Below are 18,909 nucleotides of genomic sequence, written 5' to 3' on the forward strand. Positions count from 1 at the left end.
TTGCGCCGAAACCTTTTACATATAGACTGTCCAGTTGTCCCGACTGTTAAGAAAATGTAAAGGCCCGCAATATAGCGGGCATTCACATTTTGTGGGACGTGTTCTTCCGCCCAGCCCCCAATTTAGGGCTTTGTGTTGTGGTGGGAATCAAGGAACGTTGACCCAGCCTATAACCAAAGCCCAATTGAAAAACTAAAGATAAGCTGATTGTGCCGCCGGGAACTGCAACATTACATACATTACAAAGTCTTCAGCAAATGCTTCCGTTGCCTGCTTACAGGTACATTCATACCGTTTTGCATACGCAGATACCCTCCGTCTTCCCGTTTGTAACTTTCAAGTTTATGAGTGTTCACTAACCACGACTGATGTACCCTGAAAAAACCGTAAGGCTGCAGCAGCGTTTCGTATTCTGCAATAGGTTTGGAAACAATGACCCCCTGCTTACTGTCACCAATGTAAAAAGTGGTATAGCTGTTTTCTGCTTCGCAACATACGATATCGTTAATGAGTACATATTTTATTTCGGTTTGGTCGGCAAGTGCTATGCGTTTCTGCTGGCTATTCGGCAGCATGTGCGATTGTAAAAGCAGCTGCATTTGTTCCAGTTGAATCTGTTTGCGTGTTGTCACTTTGTGAATAGCAGCAATAAGCTCCTGCGGATTCACCGGTTTCAGCAGGTAGTCAGTTGCCGAAAACTTAATAGCCTTTATGCCATACTCATCAAATGCAGTAACAAAAATCAAATGAAAGTTCGGTTCTTTCAACTGCTTCAAAAGGTCAAAGCCTGTTTCTCCCTGCATTCGTATATCAAGAAACAAAACATCAACTTCCTCTTTACCTAAAAATGCAGCTGCATCAGTTGCATTAGTGGCACTACCTTTTATATGCAGCAAAGGGCAATAAAGTTCTATCAGCTTAGCGAGACTTTCAATAGCCGCTGGTTCATCGTCGGTAATAAAACAGGTTAAAGATTTCATGCAAGCCAGTTTTTAAATGTAAAAGTAGTGGTTGTACCTTCGCCGGGTATTGATCGTATGTTCATGTCAATACGCATGTTCTGCATTTTCTCGTTGATCAGTTCAATTCTTTTTCTCACCAGTCCAAGTCCGTGGCCTTCTTCTTGTTCGTTTAAATTCCAGCCTTCACCATTATCGGTAATAGAAATGACAAGGTTGTGCATAACCAGAGATACTTTGATGTGTAAAATAGGCTCTTTATTTTTTCCAAATGCATGACGGACACTGTTTTCCAGTATTGGTTGTAGCAGTAGTGGCGGAAAATCGATTTGCGAAGCATTTATTGCTTTATCAATAACGAAATCAAATGAAAAATTTTTACGCCTTTGTTCCAGTTGCAGGTAATCTGTTTCAAGATGCAGCTCTTCCTGTAAGGAAACGAATTCTCTTTTACCATAGTCCATGCTATTGCGCATAAACCGGGCTATATCGCCAATATAATTATTCGCTTCGCTGATGCTATTGCTGTTAATGGTTCCCTGTATGGCATTGAGTGAATTAAAAAGAAAATGGGGGTTCAACTGACCGCTTAATAAAGATAAACGTGTTTCAATGTCTTTGTTTTTTCGGTTGAGTGCTGCCACCTGTTTTTTATGCCTGCGCCGTTTTAATAAATACCATCCTGCAAAAAAAAGTAAAGCGAGCATAAAGCCCGCTGTTACTTTGAAAAAAGAGGTTTGTGTAATGTCGGATACGCCTTGTATTTCTATTTTATGAATTGTTACCGGCTGGTCTTTATACCTCAGGTAGAGCACTTGTGTTTTCCCCGGTGGTATGTCATTGTCGTCAAGTAGCAGAAAAGACCCTTCCGATATTGATTGTTGCGGGCGCTGAATGGATTGCCAGTTGCTGGTTCCTGTGAATGAGTATTCGATCTCTTCCCCGGTTTGAAGCGATTCAAACAGCAGCATACCTATGCTTCCTTTGTTCAGTTTAAACTGGGCGACTGAATCGCCACGCAAAAGATCTGCCTTGTTTAATTGCACACCCAGGAAATCACGGATCACTTTTTTTACATTCGATGAAGTGATCTCTGTTTGCAAATAGAAAAAGTGTACAGGCCGATCCAATTGTCGTTTAATGATGAACTTGCGCAGAATTTCCTTTGATTTCTTTTTGCGAAGTGTTATTTCAACAACATCGTTATACATGAAATGGAGTTCGCCGGTTTGGTGACTGCTTTTCCATTTTCCGATGATAAAATCCTGTTTTTCCTCGCTGTAACTGATGCGGTTGATCCTGTAGTCTTCAACAGGTTTTAAATTACTGAGTACCTGCCAGCCAGCGTGTTGTTTATTATTTTTATTGATATTTATTTCAATTTCGTTGTAGTCGTAATTTTTATCCCATTTGAAGGATGAATTTGTGCGCCATGCACTTTCATCCTCTCCTGTAAGAAAAATGACATTCACAATACTGTCTGTAATCAGGAATGCGTTTTGCTCGAATGGCTGATCGGGGATCGATTTTTTGAACGCATAGTATTCGCTGTATAGCCTGCTGGGATTGGGTGTGGCTCCGATCAATGCATAAGGAAGCACATTGGAATAACTGAGGTTATATTTTACAACACAAGTATCGCAGGGATTGCCGTCAATAAGCTTTTGCACGGTTTTATCCTGTGCAAACAACAACATGGGGAGTAATGCCAGGAGAAATAGGATCGTTTTTTGTTTCATTGTATAGTTTTCATGCAAGATGCTTACAACAACAGCGCTAAAAATACAAAAATTGAATCCGGTATGTTTTTAACTGAATTTAGCAGCGAAGGGCCACAATCACCGAATCGGCCACGTGCAGCCGTATCTTTCCCAATAAATCAGCTTTTTATCGGAAGTCTGTCACTCAATAGATCCTGGAACAGGCGTCGCTGTATCACTGTATACCGGTTGATGATAATTCGTCAACTTTTCCAAATAATTCCCGACCTCATCTCGTCTCCATTTATTTGTAGACGTATAAATGACTGTACTATTATTATCATATTTCGCTTTATCAATTTTTATTTCAAAGGTGTCTTTAGTAGTTGTTATAAAAATCATTTTTGTTTCCCAGGCGCTAAATTTATTACCTGCGAAACGCACCTCTGTCTTTCTTAAAAACTGAGTAATTGAATCGATCTGGTTTTTGTTGGAAATAATAAAATCCCTGCCAACTAAATTTACCTTCCAGTTTGGCTCTGAGGGCTGCAGGTGTATTTCCAAAACTTCTTTGTTATTCAATGTTGAAATGGAATTCCATTTTCCCAACAATTGTCTCGGAAAAAAGGGAAGTAAAATTATGATGATCGCTATAGCAACAAGTACTATCTTAACTTTTTTAGGCAATATGCCATGTAACAACATAATTGTGACGACCAGGATCCAAAGTATTATAGGATAACCCATTCAATTTTTATTATGCGAAGGTGAAACCTCCTTCAGATTTAAACTTTTAAAATATGCGTAATTTTTTGAATTTTCAATAAATCCTCGATTCCAAACAATGTCAAAAGAGAATCGATTTCTTCTTCGCATCTCAGGGGCTCGTATAAAAGACTTCCTGCGTGATAACAAAGTGAAAGTTCACCTATGCTTATATCTTCTTTGGCTTTTTTTATTGCTTTTATACAAGTGGTATCGGTTGAGGAAATATTATCAAACTTGCTTTTATTGTCAGAATTGGTGCAACTCCCAAATGCTAAAATGAAGGGTCCAGCAAAGAATATTTGTCGCATTTAAGATTTATAGTAGGATGCAAATTCGGAAAAAGTTCATAAAATAGTAGCCAACGTCCGACGAAAATTTCCTGTGCACTACAAGTAAAATCGAACTTAACAATACAAAAAGAAGTATACTTTTCAGTTTGTTTATTCCGATTTTGTCATCCCAAATTAGACTGGCAACATTACGGCTTACAAATTCTCCTAAAGCCTTCAAATCTTGTATCAGTAGGTTCGAAATTCGTCCGGTTGTCCCGATAAAAAATAGAACCCTTAATTCTTCATTTAAAACTTCAGGGGAGAGGATAGAAAGGCAATCTGTCATCGTCCAAATCGATCCATATTCATTTGTAACTCTGGTAGCAATGATGATTTGTTTGGGGTAAAGTGTTGCAGCAATTGATTTCTCCATGTCGCTTATATTCGTCAGTTTATTCCTTTTAGGCTTATTTGTTCATCAATGCTGCATTTTTTTTACTCAGGCAAACTATCAAGAAATTGTGTGGTATTTCCATTCCAGAAACACTTGATACATCGCCCGTTTTCAAACTTGTGGGAACAATTGTCATAGCCATAAAGAAGAAAACTACAGTTAGGGCATAGTGATTCCATTTTGGATGTCTGTGAATAGTATTCACTTGCACATTCATCGCATATAGTTATTGCTTTTCCCATGATGCTTAGCTTACCAACTCGTGGCTTGCAATGGATTGCAGCTTTTCGTTCGGGCAGGCTTTTTACAGCTACCGCTCAATCCAGGCCGAATAGGTCAAATTTAATAATTAGAATGAGAAACAGGCAAGAATGCAGGTAATTATATACTTCATACCGCAGAGGCGCAAATATTGGGTGAATCCACATGGATGCTTATATTATAATCAATAAATGATATACAAAATTATGACTCATCCTGCATAGCGCATGACTTCACCCGTAGGGTATACGCTTCAACCAGGCAGGCAACTGCTTCTAACTGACCAGCAAATGACGCCACCTTCCGAGCTAATGAAACCGCCTGCCGGGTATCTGATTCCTCCTGCGTGGTGTATGATTCCACTTGCCGGGTATTCGCTTCAATCGCTCCGTCAACAGCTTCTTCCTTCCCGCCCAATGACTATTCCTTTCGTGCCAATGAAACCGCCTGCCGGTTATTTCACTCCCCCTGCCTGGTAGATGACTCCATCCGCAGGGTATACGCTTCAACCACGCTGGCAACAACTTCTTCCCGCCCGCCCAATGACTATTCCTTTCGGGCAAATGAAACCGCCTGCCGGGTATCTGACTCAGCCTGCCTGGTGTATGACTCAACCATTGAGGTATAAGCTTTAACCGTGCAGGTAACAGCTTCTTCCCGTCCGGCCAATGACTCCGCCTTTCGGACAAATGAAACCGCTCGCCGGATTTTTGACTTTTCCTACCAGGTTTGTGACTCCATATGCAGGTATAGTGATTACTCCTAACGGGCAAACGAGTCCTCTCGCCGGGCCATCGCTTCCGCCTTAAAGGCAAAGGCATCATCCTGCCCGGTCAACACTTCCATACACGTGGCCGACATTTTAAACCGCCTGGCGCTCGCTTAAAATCGCCTGATATACATTGTCTTTAAGATGGTGATCAATTCCATTCAAATGGTAATCGCTTCAGTTTACGCGGCAAGGGGGCGCACTTGTACCACAAACCCTTCAATCAGGCCTGGTGACACATTGCAGGCGAATGTTTAACATTGCAAATTAGCCTGCCAACCATATAAATATATTTCCACGGCTGCAGACCGGCCAGTACAGCGGCTGATCACTTTTACAATGGATATAGGTTGTGTGTAAATGACATGTTCATGACCGTTGAACGACTTATACCTCTTCAAAATTTCAACATGCAGGCTTTCCCGGGGTTTTATGATTTGTAAAAATTACGCGAAGCAGATAGGCTTTTATTAAAAGAAACATAAAAAGAGGCAAACTGTAACGAACATGGATAAATATAGCTCAACCTGATAATCTCGTGAACCTGTTTGCCATGTCATTTCATTTGATAAAAGTCAAATTCTAAAAGAAAATACGACACTTACGACACATGCGTCACTTGCGACAATCTCCATTTGGATTTGCCTTTCTGGCCATATTATATTTGTAATGAATAGCGGAAACCGATATGAACAAACGCTTTTGCCGGTATTGTTAATTGCATGCAAACAATACAAGGATCCTCAGCAAATCGTTTGCTTCAAACAGAAACTGCTGTTCGGGGCTAATACAATCTGCCTGTTGCGTCTTGCTATAAAATGGTCCGATGCCGACAGCCGTTCACTAAAAGCTAAAACTTTTGGGGAAGGCATCCGGCAAAAAGTAAATGGCATCGCAGGGAGCTCCGGCCTTAACGCCCAATAGCTTATGCGATAGCGTTGCATAGCTTCGGCAACAGCGCCGGCAGGCAGGTTGTTTAGTTCACTGGTATTTCAATTGTTTAACTTCAAATTCTTTTTATATGGTTATTAAAATTAAATCTACCTACCGAAAAAGCAGTGATGGTAATCTGCTTAAGTTAGGTTTTCGCGTAGTGCAAAACATGAAAGACAATGCGCACTTTCCAAATCCCAACCCGGCTATGTCTGTTATAGAAGTAGCCTGTTTGGATTTATCGATGGCCGTATCAAAAGCCGGCCGGAACGACAGAACCCTGTCATCAGCTAAAAACGACAAAAAAGCTGTTTTTATCAGGTTGCTGAGCGAACTGGCTGAATATATAACTGCGACCAGTAAAGGTGATAAAACCATGCTGCTGAGCAGTGGCTTCGATATCACAGGAATGAAAATGGAGGCGCAGTTGCTGCAACCGATCGATGAGCTTACCGTTGAAATCGGGCCGCCCGGTGAGGCTACTACCCGCGTTAAAAAAATAGCCGGAGCGCGGGCTTATATTCATCAGTATACGTCTCATCCGGTTACGCCCGATAGCGAATGGATAAGCGAAACCATTACCGAACGCCGGCATACGTTCAGCAACCTTCAATCAGTTGCCAAATACTGGTTTCGTGTAATTGCCATTGGTCGCGACCGGCAAAAAGTGTATTCGCCGCCTGTTTCAAGGGTGATTCAGTAACCGGTAATTCTTACATATTATCCCGCATTAGCTGAACACTGACGAAGTGCATCAACTTTGTAATAGTTCCACGAGCGAACATCATGCAACCCCGCATTTCGCGGGGTTGTTTTTTAGCACACTTTCAGGGCATTAGTATACCGGAAGTATGCTTTATGTATATTTTATGTATGCGAGGAGTATTTAAGGAGTATTCCAACAGTATATTTCATCTATACCTCCGGCAAGGTTCCGGTATGTCATAAGTATGCGAACAGTATCCCAACAGTATATAAACAGTATATATTTCATACGGAGCATATACTAAAAGCATACATGGTATATACATCCACACGCCCTGTTTCAGCTGAAACTTAAAACTTACTACTTAATACTTACTACTAAAAAAAAGAACCCCACCTCGCGGCGGGGCCCTTGCTTGTCATGTCAGTATACCTTCTTTATGATGAAGCTTTCCTTCCTCCCTCTCTTTCAGGAGAAGGTTGGGGTGAGGAGCTTATCTTAAAAACAACATTTCGCGGTATTTTGGTAAAATCCAGTATTCATCACCTACCAGCAGTTCAAGCTTGTCGGCGCTGTAACGGATCTTATCAAAGTATTCGCCTTTGATCTGGTCGCAATAAGCAATTGCCTTTTCGCGGGTATCGCCGATAGCATTGGCTTTTTTGCGGGCCTGAATCATAGCTTCAACAGCTTCGCTCATTTTGTTCACATGCTCAGATACTTTCTCAAGGATCTGTTTCTGATTAGCATATGCCTCTTCTTTCAGTCCGATCTCTTTCAAACCTTTGATGTTGGCGATCAGCTCATTCTGATATTTGATAGCAGCCGGTAAAATGTGGCTGGTAGCCAGCTCTCCCATGATACGGGCTTCGATCTGTACTTTCTTAATATACTTTTCAAGCTCAATTTCATGACGTGCTTCCAGCTCAACATGGGTCAACACACCATTGCTTTCGAATAAGTGTTTTGCTTTGTCGCTAACCATAGCATCCAATGCCTGCGGTGTAGTGCGAACGTTAGGTAAGCCGCGTTTTGCAGCTTCTTCGTGCCACTCATCGCTGTAACCGTCGCCTTCGAACAATACTTTTTCGCTGCTTACGATGTACTCGCGAATTACGTGCATGATAGCGATCTCTTTTTTCTCGCCTTTGTCGATCAATACATCTACATCTTTCTTGAAGTTCTTCAGCGTTTCGGTCATGATGGTGTTCAATGCCGTCATCGGGTTGGCGCAATTGGCAGTAGAACCTACAGCACGGAACTCGAATTTATTACCGGTGAACGCGAACGGTGAAGTACGGTTACGGTCGGTATTATCAAGCAACAGTTCAGGAATGCTTCTGTGCAGATCTAATTTTAAGATGGCTTCATCCTGTTCGTCGAATTTGCCGCCTACTCTTTCTTTTACATCGTTCAATACTTTAGCAAGGTATTGACCGGTGAATACAGAAATGATAGCAGGAGGAGCTTCGTTGGCGCCTAAGCGGTGATCGTTACCGGCAGATGCGATAGAAGCACGCAGAACGTCGGAATATTCGTATACAGCTTTGATAGTGTTTACGAAGAAGGTGAGGAACATGAGATTGGTCTTGGGCGTTTTACCGGGCGCCAGCAGGTTAATGCCGGTGTCGGTAGCCATGCTCCAGTTATTGTGTTTACCACTTCCGTTGATACCGGCAAATGGTTTCTCATGCATTAACGCTCTTAATTTATGACGGCGGGCAACGCGATCCATAATATCCATCAACAGGGTGTTATGGTCAACGGCTACGCTAACTTCTTCGAAAATGGGGGCGCACTCGAACTGTGCAGGAGCCACCTCATTGTGACGGGTTCTTAAAGGAATACCCAGTTTGTATGATTCTTCTTCGAAATCACGCATGAAAGCGTAAATTCTTTCAGGAATAGAACCAAAATAGTGGTCTTCCAATTGCTGGCCTTTGGCAGGTGAGTGACCAAATACAGTACGGCCGCTCATTACCAGGTCAGGACGGGCATTGAACAATGCTTCGTCAATTACGAAATACTCCTGTTCCCAGCCGAGGGTAGCAGTTACTTTGTTTACGTTCTTATCAAAGTAATGACAAACCTCAACAGCTGCTTTATTTAAAGCTTCCAGCGATTTTAACAAAGGAGCTTTATAGTCGAGTGTTTCGCCGGTGTATGAAACGAAAATGGTAGGAATACAAAGAGTTTTACCATGACCGATCTCCATGATAAAGGCAGGAGAAGAAGGGTCCCATGCAGTATAACCACGCGCCTCGAAAGTTGCACGAATACCACCGCTGGGGAAAGAAGAAGCATCCGGCTCCTGTTGAATCAATGCATCGCCGTCGAAAGTTTCAATAGCGCTGCCATCGCCTTTGATAGTGAAGAAAGAGTCGTGTTTTTCTGCAGTGGTGCCGGTTAAAGGCTGAAACCAGTGTGTAAAGTGTGTTACACCCTTGCTTTCTGCCCACTGACGCAGTCCGGCAGCAATCTGATTGGCCATCGCGCGGTCAATTTTTTTGCCACCTTTGATAGAGGCGGTCAGACTTTTGTACGCTTCATCACTTAAAAACTCACGAGCGGTTTTTAATGTAAACACATTATCACCAAATATGGCGGTAATTTTGGTTGAACCTTCAACGGCCAGTCCATTAGACTGGGTGCTGAGGTCGTTGATTGCTTTAAAACGTAATGATTCCATCACTAAAATTTTTGCTTTTTGCAAATAAACGACATATTCAGGTTCAAAAAAAAATTTTGAACTTACCCAGATGTTTTTTTGATAAAATATTAAAAAAGTGGCGTCGGTGGCGGGTTTTAGGCCAAAAAAAGGTCGAAAACTGCGATTTTTTTAAATATGTATATTTTTGTTAATTAGATGTTTTGTACGCCTTTTTAAGCCATTCGTCTGCTTTTATATAAATTTTTGTTTGCCGCAGCTGGTACAGGGCCATTGCCGCTAAAAAAGGTAAAAACAGGCTTCTGTACCTTATAATAGCGCCAATAAACGGTACAATAAAGCCAATCAGTAACAATTGAATGGTGGTAAGCAGCAGGCAAAACCAGCCAAAACCCGATATCGTTTGGTAAGCTTTGTGTTGAACAGTGTAATAAACGGCCATAATAACAAGGAGCCAGATCAATAACAATTCTACCGAAAAAGCATTGTATATAACCTGTCCGCCCTGGCCGGGCAACGGTTGAAAAAATCCGTTTATAACAGCAAAGGGTAGAGCCTGTAAAAAACTCCACGCATTGGGTTGTAACAACGGAATAAAAATGCGCGATTTCCCCTGCAGATAATAAAACTCATGCTGCCGTTGACTGATAGCGGTAAAAAAATTATAGGCAGGCTGCACCATGCCGGTTATAAACATCAGTAACAATACCACCGATGTGGTGATCAGCATATTCATCCATGTTTTATAGTTGGTTTTTGCTGTGAGTGTCCACATAAGCACGCCGGGTAACAGGCCGAATACCAGGTTTACCCGCGTTAATAAAATACCTCCGAAAAGTAATGCGCAGGTGATTATGCCGCGCACGGTAAACCGGCTGTGTAATTGCTTTTGCCAGTACCACAAAAAAAATCCCAGCAACATGTACAATACGCCGTCTTTATGTATGCAGGCGGTAAAAAACAATGCAGAAGGTATTAGTAGCGTAACAAGAGCGCAAATCAGCTGCTCCTGAAAAGCCTTTATAAAAACCCTGTACAGGGCAATGCTTCCGATGAATATGAAAAATGAAAACAGCAGCGAGTTGATATAAAAATTATCAAACGAAAAAAAGTTAAGCACCATGTTTATCCCTGCTATTAAACGGAAAGATATTTCGCTCCACAAAGCGGCCCCTGAAAGACTTGCCTGATAACTGCCCAGAAATTGCGGCATAAAAGTTTCGGGCGCATGCAACAGCACGTTTTTCATTTGCTTACCGGTTTCAAAATAATCCCATATATCGCCATGATTCGGGTAAAACCGGTAGGCTATTATATTATGTATCCAGGAAGTAATGCATCTGAGCCAGAAAAAGATCAGCAGGTAAACGGGTTTTATCTGGCTTTTTTTTATAAAGGGAATGCAAATCACTGCAACACTCAGCAATAAACCGTATGCAATCAGCAGTATTAAATGCATAGAAATTAAAAATTACAAATTAAAAATTAGAAATGAGAAAGTTGGAACCCGCGAAGCAGTTTTTCTTACTTTTTCATTTAACGTTTTTAATTTTTCATTTCTCATTTCTCAATCAGTTCTTTTATTTTATCGTGGTAAATTCCTGCTATTATTTTCTTCTCATACCGGTTAATGATCCTTTCCCTTCCTTTTAATCCCATTTCTTTTTTTTGCTGCGGGGTAAGGTGGTAATAGGCTTCCATTTTTTCGGCCAAACTTTCTGCGCTTTTTTTACCACATAAAAAGCCATTCACGTTTTCTTCAACCAGCTCGCGGCATCCGGCCGTATCGGTGGTGATAATGGCTTTGCACATGCTGGCAGCTTCGAGCAAACTCAAGGGCAACCCTTCGCTGTACGAAGGCAGTATAACGCAATCAGCGGCGGCAATATGTTTTATTACATTATCGGTTTCGCCAATATAGGTGATCAGCTTTTCGGCTACCCAGGCGTCGAGCTCATTTTTAGATACAGCACCCGGTGATTCGGCGTCGAATTTTCCGAGCAACAGACACTGCACAGGCAGTTGTTTTTTTCGCAACGTACGCATTGCATCTATCAGTTCATAAATGCCTTTATATTTTATGAGCCGGCCAATCATCAGGTAGGTAACGGGTTGGTTCGATGGTTCGTAAGGCGCCGGATAAAAAGTTTGGGTATCGATGCCTTCGCCCGGCAATACGAATGTTTTGCTTTTATCAACCAGTTTATTTTGGGTGAAAAGCTGCAGGTCGTCGTTGTTCAGGAACCATACCTGCCGGGCACTACGCAATGAAAATTTGTATAATCCGCGGGCTATTTTTTGTATTGAAGAATCTTCCATAAAAGCATATCCCAAACCGGTGATCACGCTAACCGAAGGCACCCGATTGCCAGCGGCGATGGTGCCGAATATATTGGCTTTTATGGTATAGTGAAATATTAAGTCGGGCTTGATTTTGTTGTAGGCTTTTTTTAATTCGAAGTACAATTTCAGGCCTTCGAGCGGAGAAATTTTTTTGTTTTCGAAATGCTTTAATGCTGTGAAATGAACACCGGGCAGGTTTTCGAATTGTTTGGTGTAATGATCCCGGGGAGCCAGAATAAATATGTCAAAACCGCTTTCAAGCAACTCCTTTATTATATATAACCTGAATTTATAAATACTCCAGCTTGTATTGGCCACAAAAGCGATTCGTTTATTTCCCGGCATAATAAGTTAATGTGCAAATTTGCAAATTTGAAAATTTGAAAATGCGCTGATTCTCAAACCTTCGGCATGGGATACATTTTTTAAAAGGGCGAATATAACTTATAAATTATGACCATGCAATTTGCACATTATCAACCTGGCCCGTTAATTTGAAAATGCAGGTGCGGATATTGTATTGACTTTCAGAATTTCAACAGCCAATTTTCAAATTTTCAAATTGATTAATTTTCAAATTAATCCTAAAAACTTAAGAATACCCGAACTGCGAATCTGCTTTTCCCACGCCCAATTGGAGGTGTCGGGGTGCGAAAAGGCAAAACCGCTTATATTTTCCCAGGTAAAATTCGAAAGGCCGGGTTGCAGGTAAAAATAGTTGCCGCCGTATTGCTTTTGAAAATCGCGCACCCAGGCATAATCGGTGGTGATAACAGGCAGGCGGCAGGCCGCATAGTCGATGAATTTTGCACTTGTTTGCCGGTTATAGGGCAAAATATCGGGCATATAATTAATGCCAAACCGCGCCTGTTGTATATGCGCATATATTTCATGATAAGGCACGGGGCCTTCAAAAATGATATTGCGGGCGCTGGCATATTCTTTTTGCAATGCATCGTAATTGCGCGACAGCACCAGTAATGAATGATCTTTTAACGCACCACCGGCAAAGCAGTTTAACAACAATTCGGGTTGCCGGCCTTTATCGACTGTGCCTACATAAACAAAATCGTATTTTTTTTCAATGGCGGGAAGTAAATAAGCATTCCCCGATGGAATTCCGTAATTGCGTATGCCATACGGCACTTTATCGTTGTTCCTGAATTGCTTCAGTACATATTCATTATTAAAAATGCGGTAATCGGGCCTGGTGTTGATGAGTTGTTTGATGCGATCTTTTACAATACTAAAAGGAGGAACCGATGCCGAGGCATATTCATGAATGATGATGCGGTTTTTATGGCGGCGGGTATGCCGGCCCATAAAATGCCACTCCACATCGCATTGAATGGCATCAACCTCCTGCGGTTTAATGACCCGTGTTGTTACGCCCATTGCCGAAAAAAAATCAACATAGGCTATTATTTCGGGCATGAACGCTTTATGGGGATGAATGAATGCGATGGTCATGGAAATGAAAAATGTAAAATGAAAAATGAGAAATAAGAAAGGAAAATGAGAAATAGGGTACTTGTATTCACTTTTTCATTTTTAATTTCTCATTTAACGTTTCTAATTTCTAAAATTTAAGCTCCTGAAACTTCGATTCCAAAAACTCCAGCACCCCCGATCCGCGGATCTGTTTTTCCCAGGTCCAGTTGCCGAGATCGGGTGGTGAATAAGAAAAACCGGTAATATTTTCCCAGTTAAAATTACCCAAACCAGGTTCCAGGTAAAAATAATTGCCCCCGTATTGCTGCTGAAATTGTTCTATCCAGCCATACTGCGTGCTTATAACGGGCAATCCCAAAGCCGCGTATTCAAGCAACTTGACCGACGTTTGCCGGTTAAAAGGCTGTATGTCTGGCACATAATTAATACCAAAACGGGCCTTTAATATATACGAATCCATGGTATGATGGGGCAGGGGACCCATGAACACGATATTGGTGTACCGGGCGTATATTTCTTCAAGATATTCGTATTGCTGGCCTATCAGCAGCAGGGTCCTGTTTTTTAATAAACCGGTGGCGAAGCAGTTCAGCAGGGGTTGCAGGTTGCGAACGGGCGAAAAATCGCCGGTATATACAAAATCATATTCTTTTTCGTGTAAAGAGGCATCGGCGGCAAGCCATTCTTCGGGGATACCCATATCGCGAAATCCAAAAGGTATATGGTCGTGAATACTATAAGCTTTTTTTACATATTCGCTTAAAAAAAGGCGAAAGTCGGGTTGCGCGCTAAAAAAGCTTTTCGACCAGTTTTTCCATCGGCGCCAGGGAGGTAAAGAAGAGGAAAAATAGTCATGTATCTTAAAAATGCCCTCTTTGGGTTTGGTAAGATCGGTACCCATCATCCACCATTCAACATGACGGTGCAGCAGTCCCAGATCATTTTTGTTAACTAATTCACACGTTATATTGTAGCCCGAAAAAAAACGACTGTAGGCGTCTATTTCGGGCAAAAAGGCTTTATGGTTATTGACAAAGGCTATTATCATACGAGCTGGTAAATCGGGATAAATTTATCAATTAGATGACAGACTGTTTGTACTTTTGCGCTTTCTTTTAAAAAACAGGTGCGGTAATCAGCATTTTACATCTATTTATCATGGAAATAACAGTAAAAACGGCTCAGCAACTACGTCTTACCGAAGAAGAATTTGAACTGATCAAACAAAAATTGGGTCGCACGCCCAATTTTACCGAATTGTGCGCCTTCAGTGGTATGTGGAGTGAGCATTGCAGTTATAAAAACTCTATTAAATGGTTGAAAACCTTGCCGCGCGAGGGCCAAAAAATGCTCGTAAAGGCCGGTGAGGAAAATGCAGGATTGATGGATATTGGCGACGGATTCGGCGTTGTATTTAAAATTGAATCTCATAACCACCCTTCGGCCATTGAACCCTTTCAGGGCGCTGCCACCGGCGTAGGGGGTATTCACCGCGATATTTTTACCATGGGCGCAAGGCCTATTGCCTCGCTCAACTCTTTGCGTTTTGGTAATTTAAAAGAAGCCAAAACCCAGCACCTGCTGGCCGGTGTGGTGCATGGCATTGGCCACTATGGCAATTGCTTTGGCGTGCCAACCGTAGGAGGTGAAATTTATTTTGAAAAATGTTATCATACCAACCCGCTCGTAAATGCCATGAGCGTGGGCATTGTGAAAAACGGCGAAACCATTTCGGCCACTGCAAAAGGCATCGGCAACCCCGTGTTTTTTGTAGGATCGGCTACCGGTAAAGATGGTATTGGCGGCGCTTCCTTTGCATCGGCCGATATTACCGCCGAAAGTGCTGAGGAATTACCCGCTGTACAGGTGGGCGACCCTTTCCAGGAAAAGAAACTGCTCGAGGCCTGCCTCGAAGTAATAAAAACCGGCGCAGTAGTGGGCATGCAGGATATGGGAGCTGCCGGTATTATTTGTTCTACAGCCGAAATGAGCGCCAAAGGCGAAGTAGGTATGCGCATCGATTTGGATAAAGTGCCTACCCGTCAAAAAAATACCGCCGATGGCGGCACAGGTATGAAGGCCTGGGAACTGCTGCTGAGTGAAAGCCAGGAAAGAATGTTGATGGTGGTTGAAAAAGGCCACGAAAGCGAAGTGCAACAGGTGTTCGATAAATGGGACCTGCCATGTTCTGAAATTGGCGAAGTAACTGCCGACGGCATGTTGCGTTTTTATATGCACGGCGAACTCGAAGCCGAATTACCTGCCAACGACCTGGTACTGGGCGGCGGCGCTCCTCAGTATACCCGCGATTATAAAGAGCCTGCTTATCTGGCCAAAATAAAAGCTTTCAATGCCGATAGCATTGAAGTGCCTGAAAATTTAAAAGCCGTTGCCGAGCAAATCATCAGCATTCCCAATATTGCCAACAAACGTTGGGTATATGTACAATACGATAGCATGGTAGGCGCCGGAACTGCAACGACCAATACGCCGAGTGATGCTGCCGTTGTAATTGCCAAACCTACCAATAAAGGACTGGCATTAACAACCGACTGCAACAGCCGGTATGTGTTTGCCGATCCGTTTACAGGCGGTATGATCGCTGTAGCCGAAGCTGCCCGCAATATTGTTTGCAGTGGCGGCCAGCCGTTGGGTATTACCAACTGTTTGAACTTTGGCAACCCCTACGATCCGCAGGTATACTACCAGTTTGTATATGCCTTAAAAGGTATGAGCGAAGCCTGTAAAAAATTCGATACACCGGTAACCGGCGGTAACGTGAGCTTTTATAACCAGAATCCCGACGGTGCGGTATATCCTACACCAACCATTGGTATGGTAGGATTGCTGGATAGTGTTGATGATAAAATGACGATGGACTTTAAACATGCCGGCGACCTGATATTCTTAATCGGAAAAAGCCGCGGCGATATCAATTCATCGGAGTATCTGCATAAGGTGAAACAGGTTGAATACAGTCCGGCCCCGCATTTTGATCTTGAAGAAGAAGCAACGCTGCAGAATAAAATTGCCGAACTGATAAACGCCGGCGCCATTGAATCGGCCCACGACGTAAGCGAAGGCGGTTTGTTTGTTACACTGGTTGAATCGGGCTTTAATCGCAACCTTGGTTTTGATGTGGTAGCTTCTGATATCAATATTCGCAAAGATGCCTATTGGTTTGGCGAAGCCCAAAGCCGTGTGGTAGTGAGCGTGAACCCTGCCAAAATTGAATTGTTTAAAAGAGCGCTTGGTAACCATCCCTGCGAAGAGCTGGGTGAAGTAACCGTGGGCAGCATTGAAGTAGATGGCCTGAACTGGGGTTCAATTCAATCGTGGAAAGATAAATACGATACCGCCATCGAGAATTTGCTGGCAGGTCACGAGTCGGAGCATGCATTAAGCGCATTATAAGCTTAACGCTGAACGCGAAACGCAAAACGCTCCTATGAGGTGTATTAGCGTTAGGCATTCAGCGTTCTGTGTTTAGCGTATTCACCATTGACCATTCACCATTCACGAAAAAAATGAAGAAAGATAGTACCATCGTGGTCACCGGCGCCGCCGGATTTATTGGAAGTTGTTTAACCGGGTTCCTGAATGCAAAAGGATTTACGCAGCTTATACTGGTAGATGATTTCAGCGAGCCTGAGAAAATGAAGAACCTGCAGGGAAAACAATTTCAAACAAAAGTTGAGCGTGAGGTGTTTTTCGACTGGCTGGCTACAGAAAAACCTGCTATTGATTTTATTTTTCATATTGGCGCCCGTACCGATACTACCGAGTTTGACTATTCAGTGCACCAACACCTGAATGTTGAATATTCGCAAAAGGTATGGAACTACTGCACTGCGAACAACGTTCCGATGGTATATGCTTCTTCAGCTGCCACATACGGATCGGGCGAAGAAGGCTATAATGATGACCATGCAGTGGTATATTCATTAAAGCCATTGAATCCGTACGGTGTTTCGAAAAATGAATTTGATAAATGGGCACTGCAGCAAAAAGATCAGCCGCCGTTTTGGACGGGATTGAAATTCTTTAACGTGTATGGTCCTAATGAATATCATAAAGGCCGTATGGCCAGTGTTATATGGCATTCGTTCAACCAGATTAACCAGCAGGGAAAGGTGAAATTATTTAAATCGCATAAGGAAGGATTTAAAGATGGACAGCAACTGCGCGATTTTGTATATGTGAAAGACGTGCTGAAAATTTGTTACTGGCTGATGGAACAGTGGGCAATCGGCAATCGGCAATCGGCAATAGGAAAAGTACCAAGTGGATTATATAATTTGGGAACGGGTAAAGCTCGCAGCTTTGAAGATCTGGCAAAATCAACTTTCAGAGGGCTTGATAAAGAACCGGTCATTGAGTTTATTGATATGCCCGAAGATATTCGCGACAAGTACCAGTATTTTACCGAAGCGAATATGCAAAAGCTGAAAGATGCTGGCTATAGCGAACCATTTTATTCGCTCGAAGAAGGTGTGAATGATTATGTGCGGAATTATCTGGCGAAAGGAAACTATTATTAAAGTCGGTAAGTCCGAAAGTCCGAAAGACAAATGCATCCATAGAAAAATTCTTTCTGACTTTCCTCCCGATAGCTATCGGGACGGTTTTTCAGACTATTAAAGAAAGTATATGAACAAAAAGATTGCTATCATCGGCGGCGGTAACCTGGGAACGGCCATTGCAGAAGGATTGTTGAACAGCGGATTTGCCCAGCCCGAACACATTCTGATAACCAAAAGGAATATCAAAACACTTTTGTCGCTCGAACAAAGAGGCGTGCTCATCAGCGACAATAATGTTGAAGCGGTTCGCTTTGCCGATTTGATCATACTGGCTGTAAAACCTTTTCAGGTAGATGATATATTGAGTAAGCTGAAAGCCATGCTGAACCCCGAACGGCATGTATTGGTCTCTGTTATAACAGGTGTTACAATTAATCATATGCTGCAGGCAGTTGGTAAAAAACTGTCGGTAATAAGAGCTATGCCCAATACCGCTATTGCCATTCAGCAAAGCATGACCTGCCTGGCATCGCATGAAGCAACAGGTGAGCAAATTGCCTATATCGAAGATTTGTTTAACCAGCTGGGAAAAGTAACATGGATTGATGAAAAACTGATGGATGCTGCTACTGTGCTGGGCGCATGCGGTACAGCGTATGCCATGCGCTATATACGTGCAAACATACAGGGCGGAATTGAAATTGGTTTTGATGCAGCTACTGCCAGTTTAATTGCTGCTCAAACTGTAAAAGGCGCTGCAGAATTATTATTACAAAAGAAAACGCATCCCGAACAGGAAATTGATAAAGTAACTACACCTAAAGGTTGCACCATTGCAGGATTAAACGAAATGGAACACCAGGGTTTCAGTTCTTCACTTATAAAGGGCATTGTTGCCAGCTACGATAAAATTGCCAAAGACAGTTAGTACCAGGCTGTGTCATGACGCATTTGCAAAAAAAATATATGTGTAATTGATTGTGTTATTATAACGATAAGTAGGGAATCTGCTATAGGTGTACGTAATTTTACGAATATGACATAATACTCATATATTTCCTTGCATAAACAGTAATTATTTCGTTCTTTTGCTACGCGAAA

At 42.4% G+C, this 18,909-nt stretch carries 15 protein-coding genes; 5 read left to right on the forward strand and 10 right to left on the reverse strand.

Annotation, left to right across the window (positions count from 1 at the left end):
• Window positions 1–239: 239 nt before the first annotated feature.
• The 5 genes from AC59IL_RS22670 to AC59IL_RS22690 form a co-directional block, all read right to left on the reverse strand.
• Window positions 240–980 carry a LytR/AlgR family response regulator transcription factor gene (locus tag AC59IL_RS22670; RefSeq protein ID WP_496554486.1) on the reverse strand — a complete coding sequence of 247 codons (741 nt, stop codon included), beginning with the start codon at window positions 978–980 and terminating at the stop codon, window positions 240–242.
• On the reverse strand, window positions 977–2,698 hold the full coding sequence (locus tag AC59IL_RS22675; RefSeq protein WP_496554487.1) for a sensor histidine kinase: 1,722 nt from the start codon (window positions 2,696–2,698) through the stop codon (window positions 977–979). The genes AC59IL_RS22670 and AC59IL_RS22675 overlap by 4 nt, the downstream gene beginning before the upstream one ends.
• Before the next feature lie 162 nt (window positions 2,699–2,860).
• Complete coding sequence (locus AC59IL_RS22680; RefSeq protein ID WP_496554488.1) at window positions 2,861–3,406, reverse strand: hypothetical protein; 546 nt, start codon at window positions 3,404–3,406, stop codon at window positions 2,861–2,863.
• 38 nt (window positions 3,407–3,444) lie between these two features.
• On the reverse strand, window positions 3,445–3,735 hold the full coding sequence (locus AC59IL_RS22685; protein WP_496554489.1) for a hypothetical protein: 291 nt from the start codon (window positions 3,733–3,735) through the stop codon (window positions 3,445–3,447).
• Window positions 3,736–3,742: 7 nt separating this feature from the next.
• Entirely contained in the window at window positions 3,743–4,132 is a 390-nt protein-coding gene (locus AC59IL_RS22690) for a hypothetical protein (RefSeq protein WP_496554490.1), read from the reverse strand.
• Window positions 4,133–4,763: 631 nt separating this feature from the next.
• On the opposite strand from AC59IL_RS22690, the gene AC59IL_RS22695 reads away from it, so the two are divergent.
• Window positions 4,764–5,042 (forward strand): hypothetical protein, encoded by a 279-nt coding sequence (locus AC59IL_RS22695; protein ID WP_496554491.1) that lies wholly within the window; start codon window positions 4,764–4,766, stop codon window positions 5,040–5,042.
• Window positions 5,043–6,204: 1,162 nt separating this feature from the next.
• On the forward strand, window positions 6,205–6,819 hold the full coding sequence (locus AC59IL_RS22700; RefSeq protein WP_496554492.1) for a fibronectin type III domain-containing protein: 615 nt from the start codon (window positions 6,205–6,207) through the stop codon (window positions 6,817–6,819).
• A gap of 496 nt (window positions 6,820–7,315) precedes the next feature.
• On the opposite strand, the gene AC59IL_RS22705 is transcribed toward AC59IL_RS22700, so the two are convergent.
• From AC59IL_RS22705 to AC59IL_RS22725, 5 genes are all read right to left on the reverse strand, one after another.
• Entirely contained in the window at window positions 7,316–9,511 is a 2,196-nt protein-coding gene (locus AC59IL_RS22705; protein WP_496554493.1) for a glutamine synthetase III family protein, read from the reverse strand.
• Window positions 9,512–9,680: 169 nt separating this feature from the next.
• A complete protein-coding gene (locus AC59IL_RS22710; RefSeq protein ID WP_496554494.1) occupies window positions 9,681–10,949 on the reverse strand; it encodes a hypothetical protein in 1,269 nt (422 codons plus the stop codon).
• Window positions 10,950–11,050: 101 nt separating this feature from the next.
• Window positions 11,051–12,178, reverse strand: a complete 1,128-nt coding sequence (locus AC59IL_RS22715; protein WP_496554495.1) for a glycosyltransferase family 4 protein — start codon at window positions 12,176–12,178, stop codon at window positions 11,051–11,053.
• Window positions 12,179–12,406: 228 nt separating this feature from the next.
• Entirely contained in the window at window positions 12,407–13,303 is an 897-nt protein-coding gene (locus AC59IL_RS22720) for a glycosyltransferase family protein (protein ID WP_496554496.1), read from the reverse strand.
• Window positions 13,304–13,412: 109 nt separating this feature from the next.
• A complete protein-coding gene (locus AC59IL_RS22725; protein WP_496554497.1) occupies window positions 13,413–14,333 on the reverse strand; it encodes a glycosyltransferase in 921 nt (306 codons plus the stop codon).
• Between the two features lie 110 nt (window positions 14,334–14,443).
• Between AC59IL_RS22725 and purL the strand changes: the two genes are divergently transcribed.
• From purL to proC, 3 genes are all read left to right on the forward strand, one after another.
• Entirely contained in the window at window positions 14,444–16,699 is a 2,256-nt protein-coding gene (gene purL, locus AC59IL_RS22730; RefSeq protein WP_496554498.1) for a phosphoribosylformylglycinamidine synthase subunit PurL, read from the forward strand.
• A gap of 113 nt (window positions 16,700–16,812) precedes the next feature.
• Window positions 16,813–17,826 (forward strand): ADP-glyceromanno-heptose 6-epimerase, encoded by a 1,014-nt coding sequence (rfaD, locus tag AC59IL_RS22735; RefSeq protein WP_496554499.1) that lies wholly within the window; start codon window positions 16,813–16,815, stop codon window positions 17,824–17,826.
• Window positions 17,827–17,935: 109 nt separating this feature from the next.
• Window positions 17,936–18,736 (forward strand): pyrroline-5-carboxylate reductase, encoded by an 801-nt coding sequence (proC, locus tag AC59IL_RS22740; protein WP_496554500.1) that lies wholly within the window; start codon window positions 17,936–17,938, stop codon window positions 18,734–18,736.
• Window positions 18,737–18,909 lie beyond the last annotated feature (173 nt).

Source organism: Niastella sp. sgz303648, from assembly GCF_059587045.1.

Coding starts and splice junctions, on each gene's coding strand:
- AC59IL_RS22670 (WP_496554486.1), bottom strand. CDS start 980: ATGAAATCTTTAACCTGTTTTATTACCGACGATGAACCAGCGGCTATT.
- AC59IL_RS22675 (WP_496554487.1), bottom strand. CDS start 2,698: ATGAAACAAAAAACGATCCTATTTCTCCTGGCATTACTCCCCATGTTG.
- AC59IL_RS22680 (WP_496554488.1), bottom strand. CDS start 3,406: ATGGGTTATCCTATAATACTTTGGATCCTGGTCGTCACAATTATGTTG.
- AC59IL_RS22685 (WP_496554489.1), bottom strand. CDS start 3,735: ATGCGACAAATATTCTTTGCTGGACCCTTCATTTTAGCATTTGGGAGT.
- AC59IL_RS22690 (WP_496554490.1), bottom strand. CDS start 4,132: ATGGAGAAATCAATTGCTGCAACACTTTACCCCAAACAAATCATCATT.
- AC59IL_RS22700 (WP_496554492.1), top strand. CDS start 6,205: ATGGTTATTAAAATTAAATCTACCTACCGAAAAAGCAGTGATGGTAAT.
- AC59IL_RS22705 (WP_496554493.1), bottom strand. CDS start 9,511: ATGGAATCATTACGTTTTAAAGCAATCAACGACCTCAGCACCCAGTCT.
- AC59IL_RS22710 (WP_496554494.1), bottom strand. CDS start 10,949: ATGCATTTAATACTGCTGATTGCATACGGTTTATTGCTGAGTGTTGCA.
- AC59IL_RS22715 (WP_496554495.1), bottom strand. CDS start 12,178: ATGCCGGGAAATAAACGAATCGCTTTTGTGGCCAATACAAGCTGGAGT.
- AC59IL_RS22720 (WP_496554496.1), bottom strand. CDS start 13,303: ATGACCATCGCATTCATTCATCCCCATAAAGCGTTCATGCCCGAAATA.
- AC59IL_RS22725 (WP_496554497.1), bottom strand. CDS start 14,333: ATGATAATAGCCTTTGTCAATAACCATAAAGCCTTTTTGCCCGAAATA.
- purL (WP_496554498.1), top strand. CDS start 14,444: ATGGAAATAACAGTAAAAACGGCTCAGCAACTACGTCTTACCGAAGAA.
- rfaD (WP_496554499.1), top strand. CDS start 16,813: ATGAAGAAAGATAGTACCATCGTGGTCACCGGCGCCGCCGGATTTATT.
- proC (WP_496554500.1), top strand. CDS start 17,936: ATGAACAAAAAGATTGCTATCATCGGCGGCGGTAACCTGGGAACGGCC.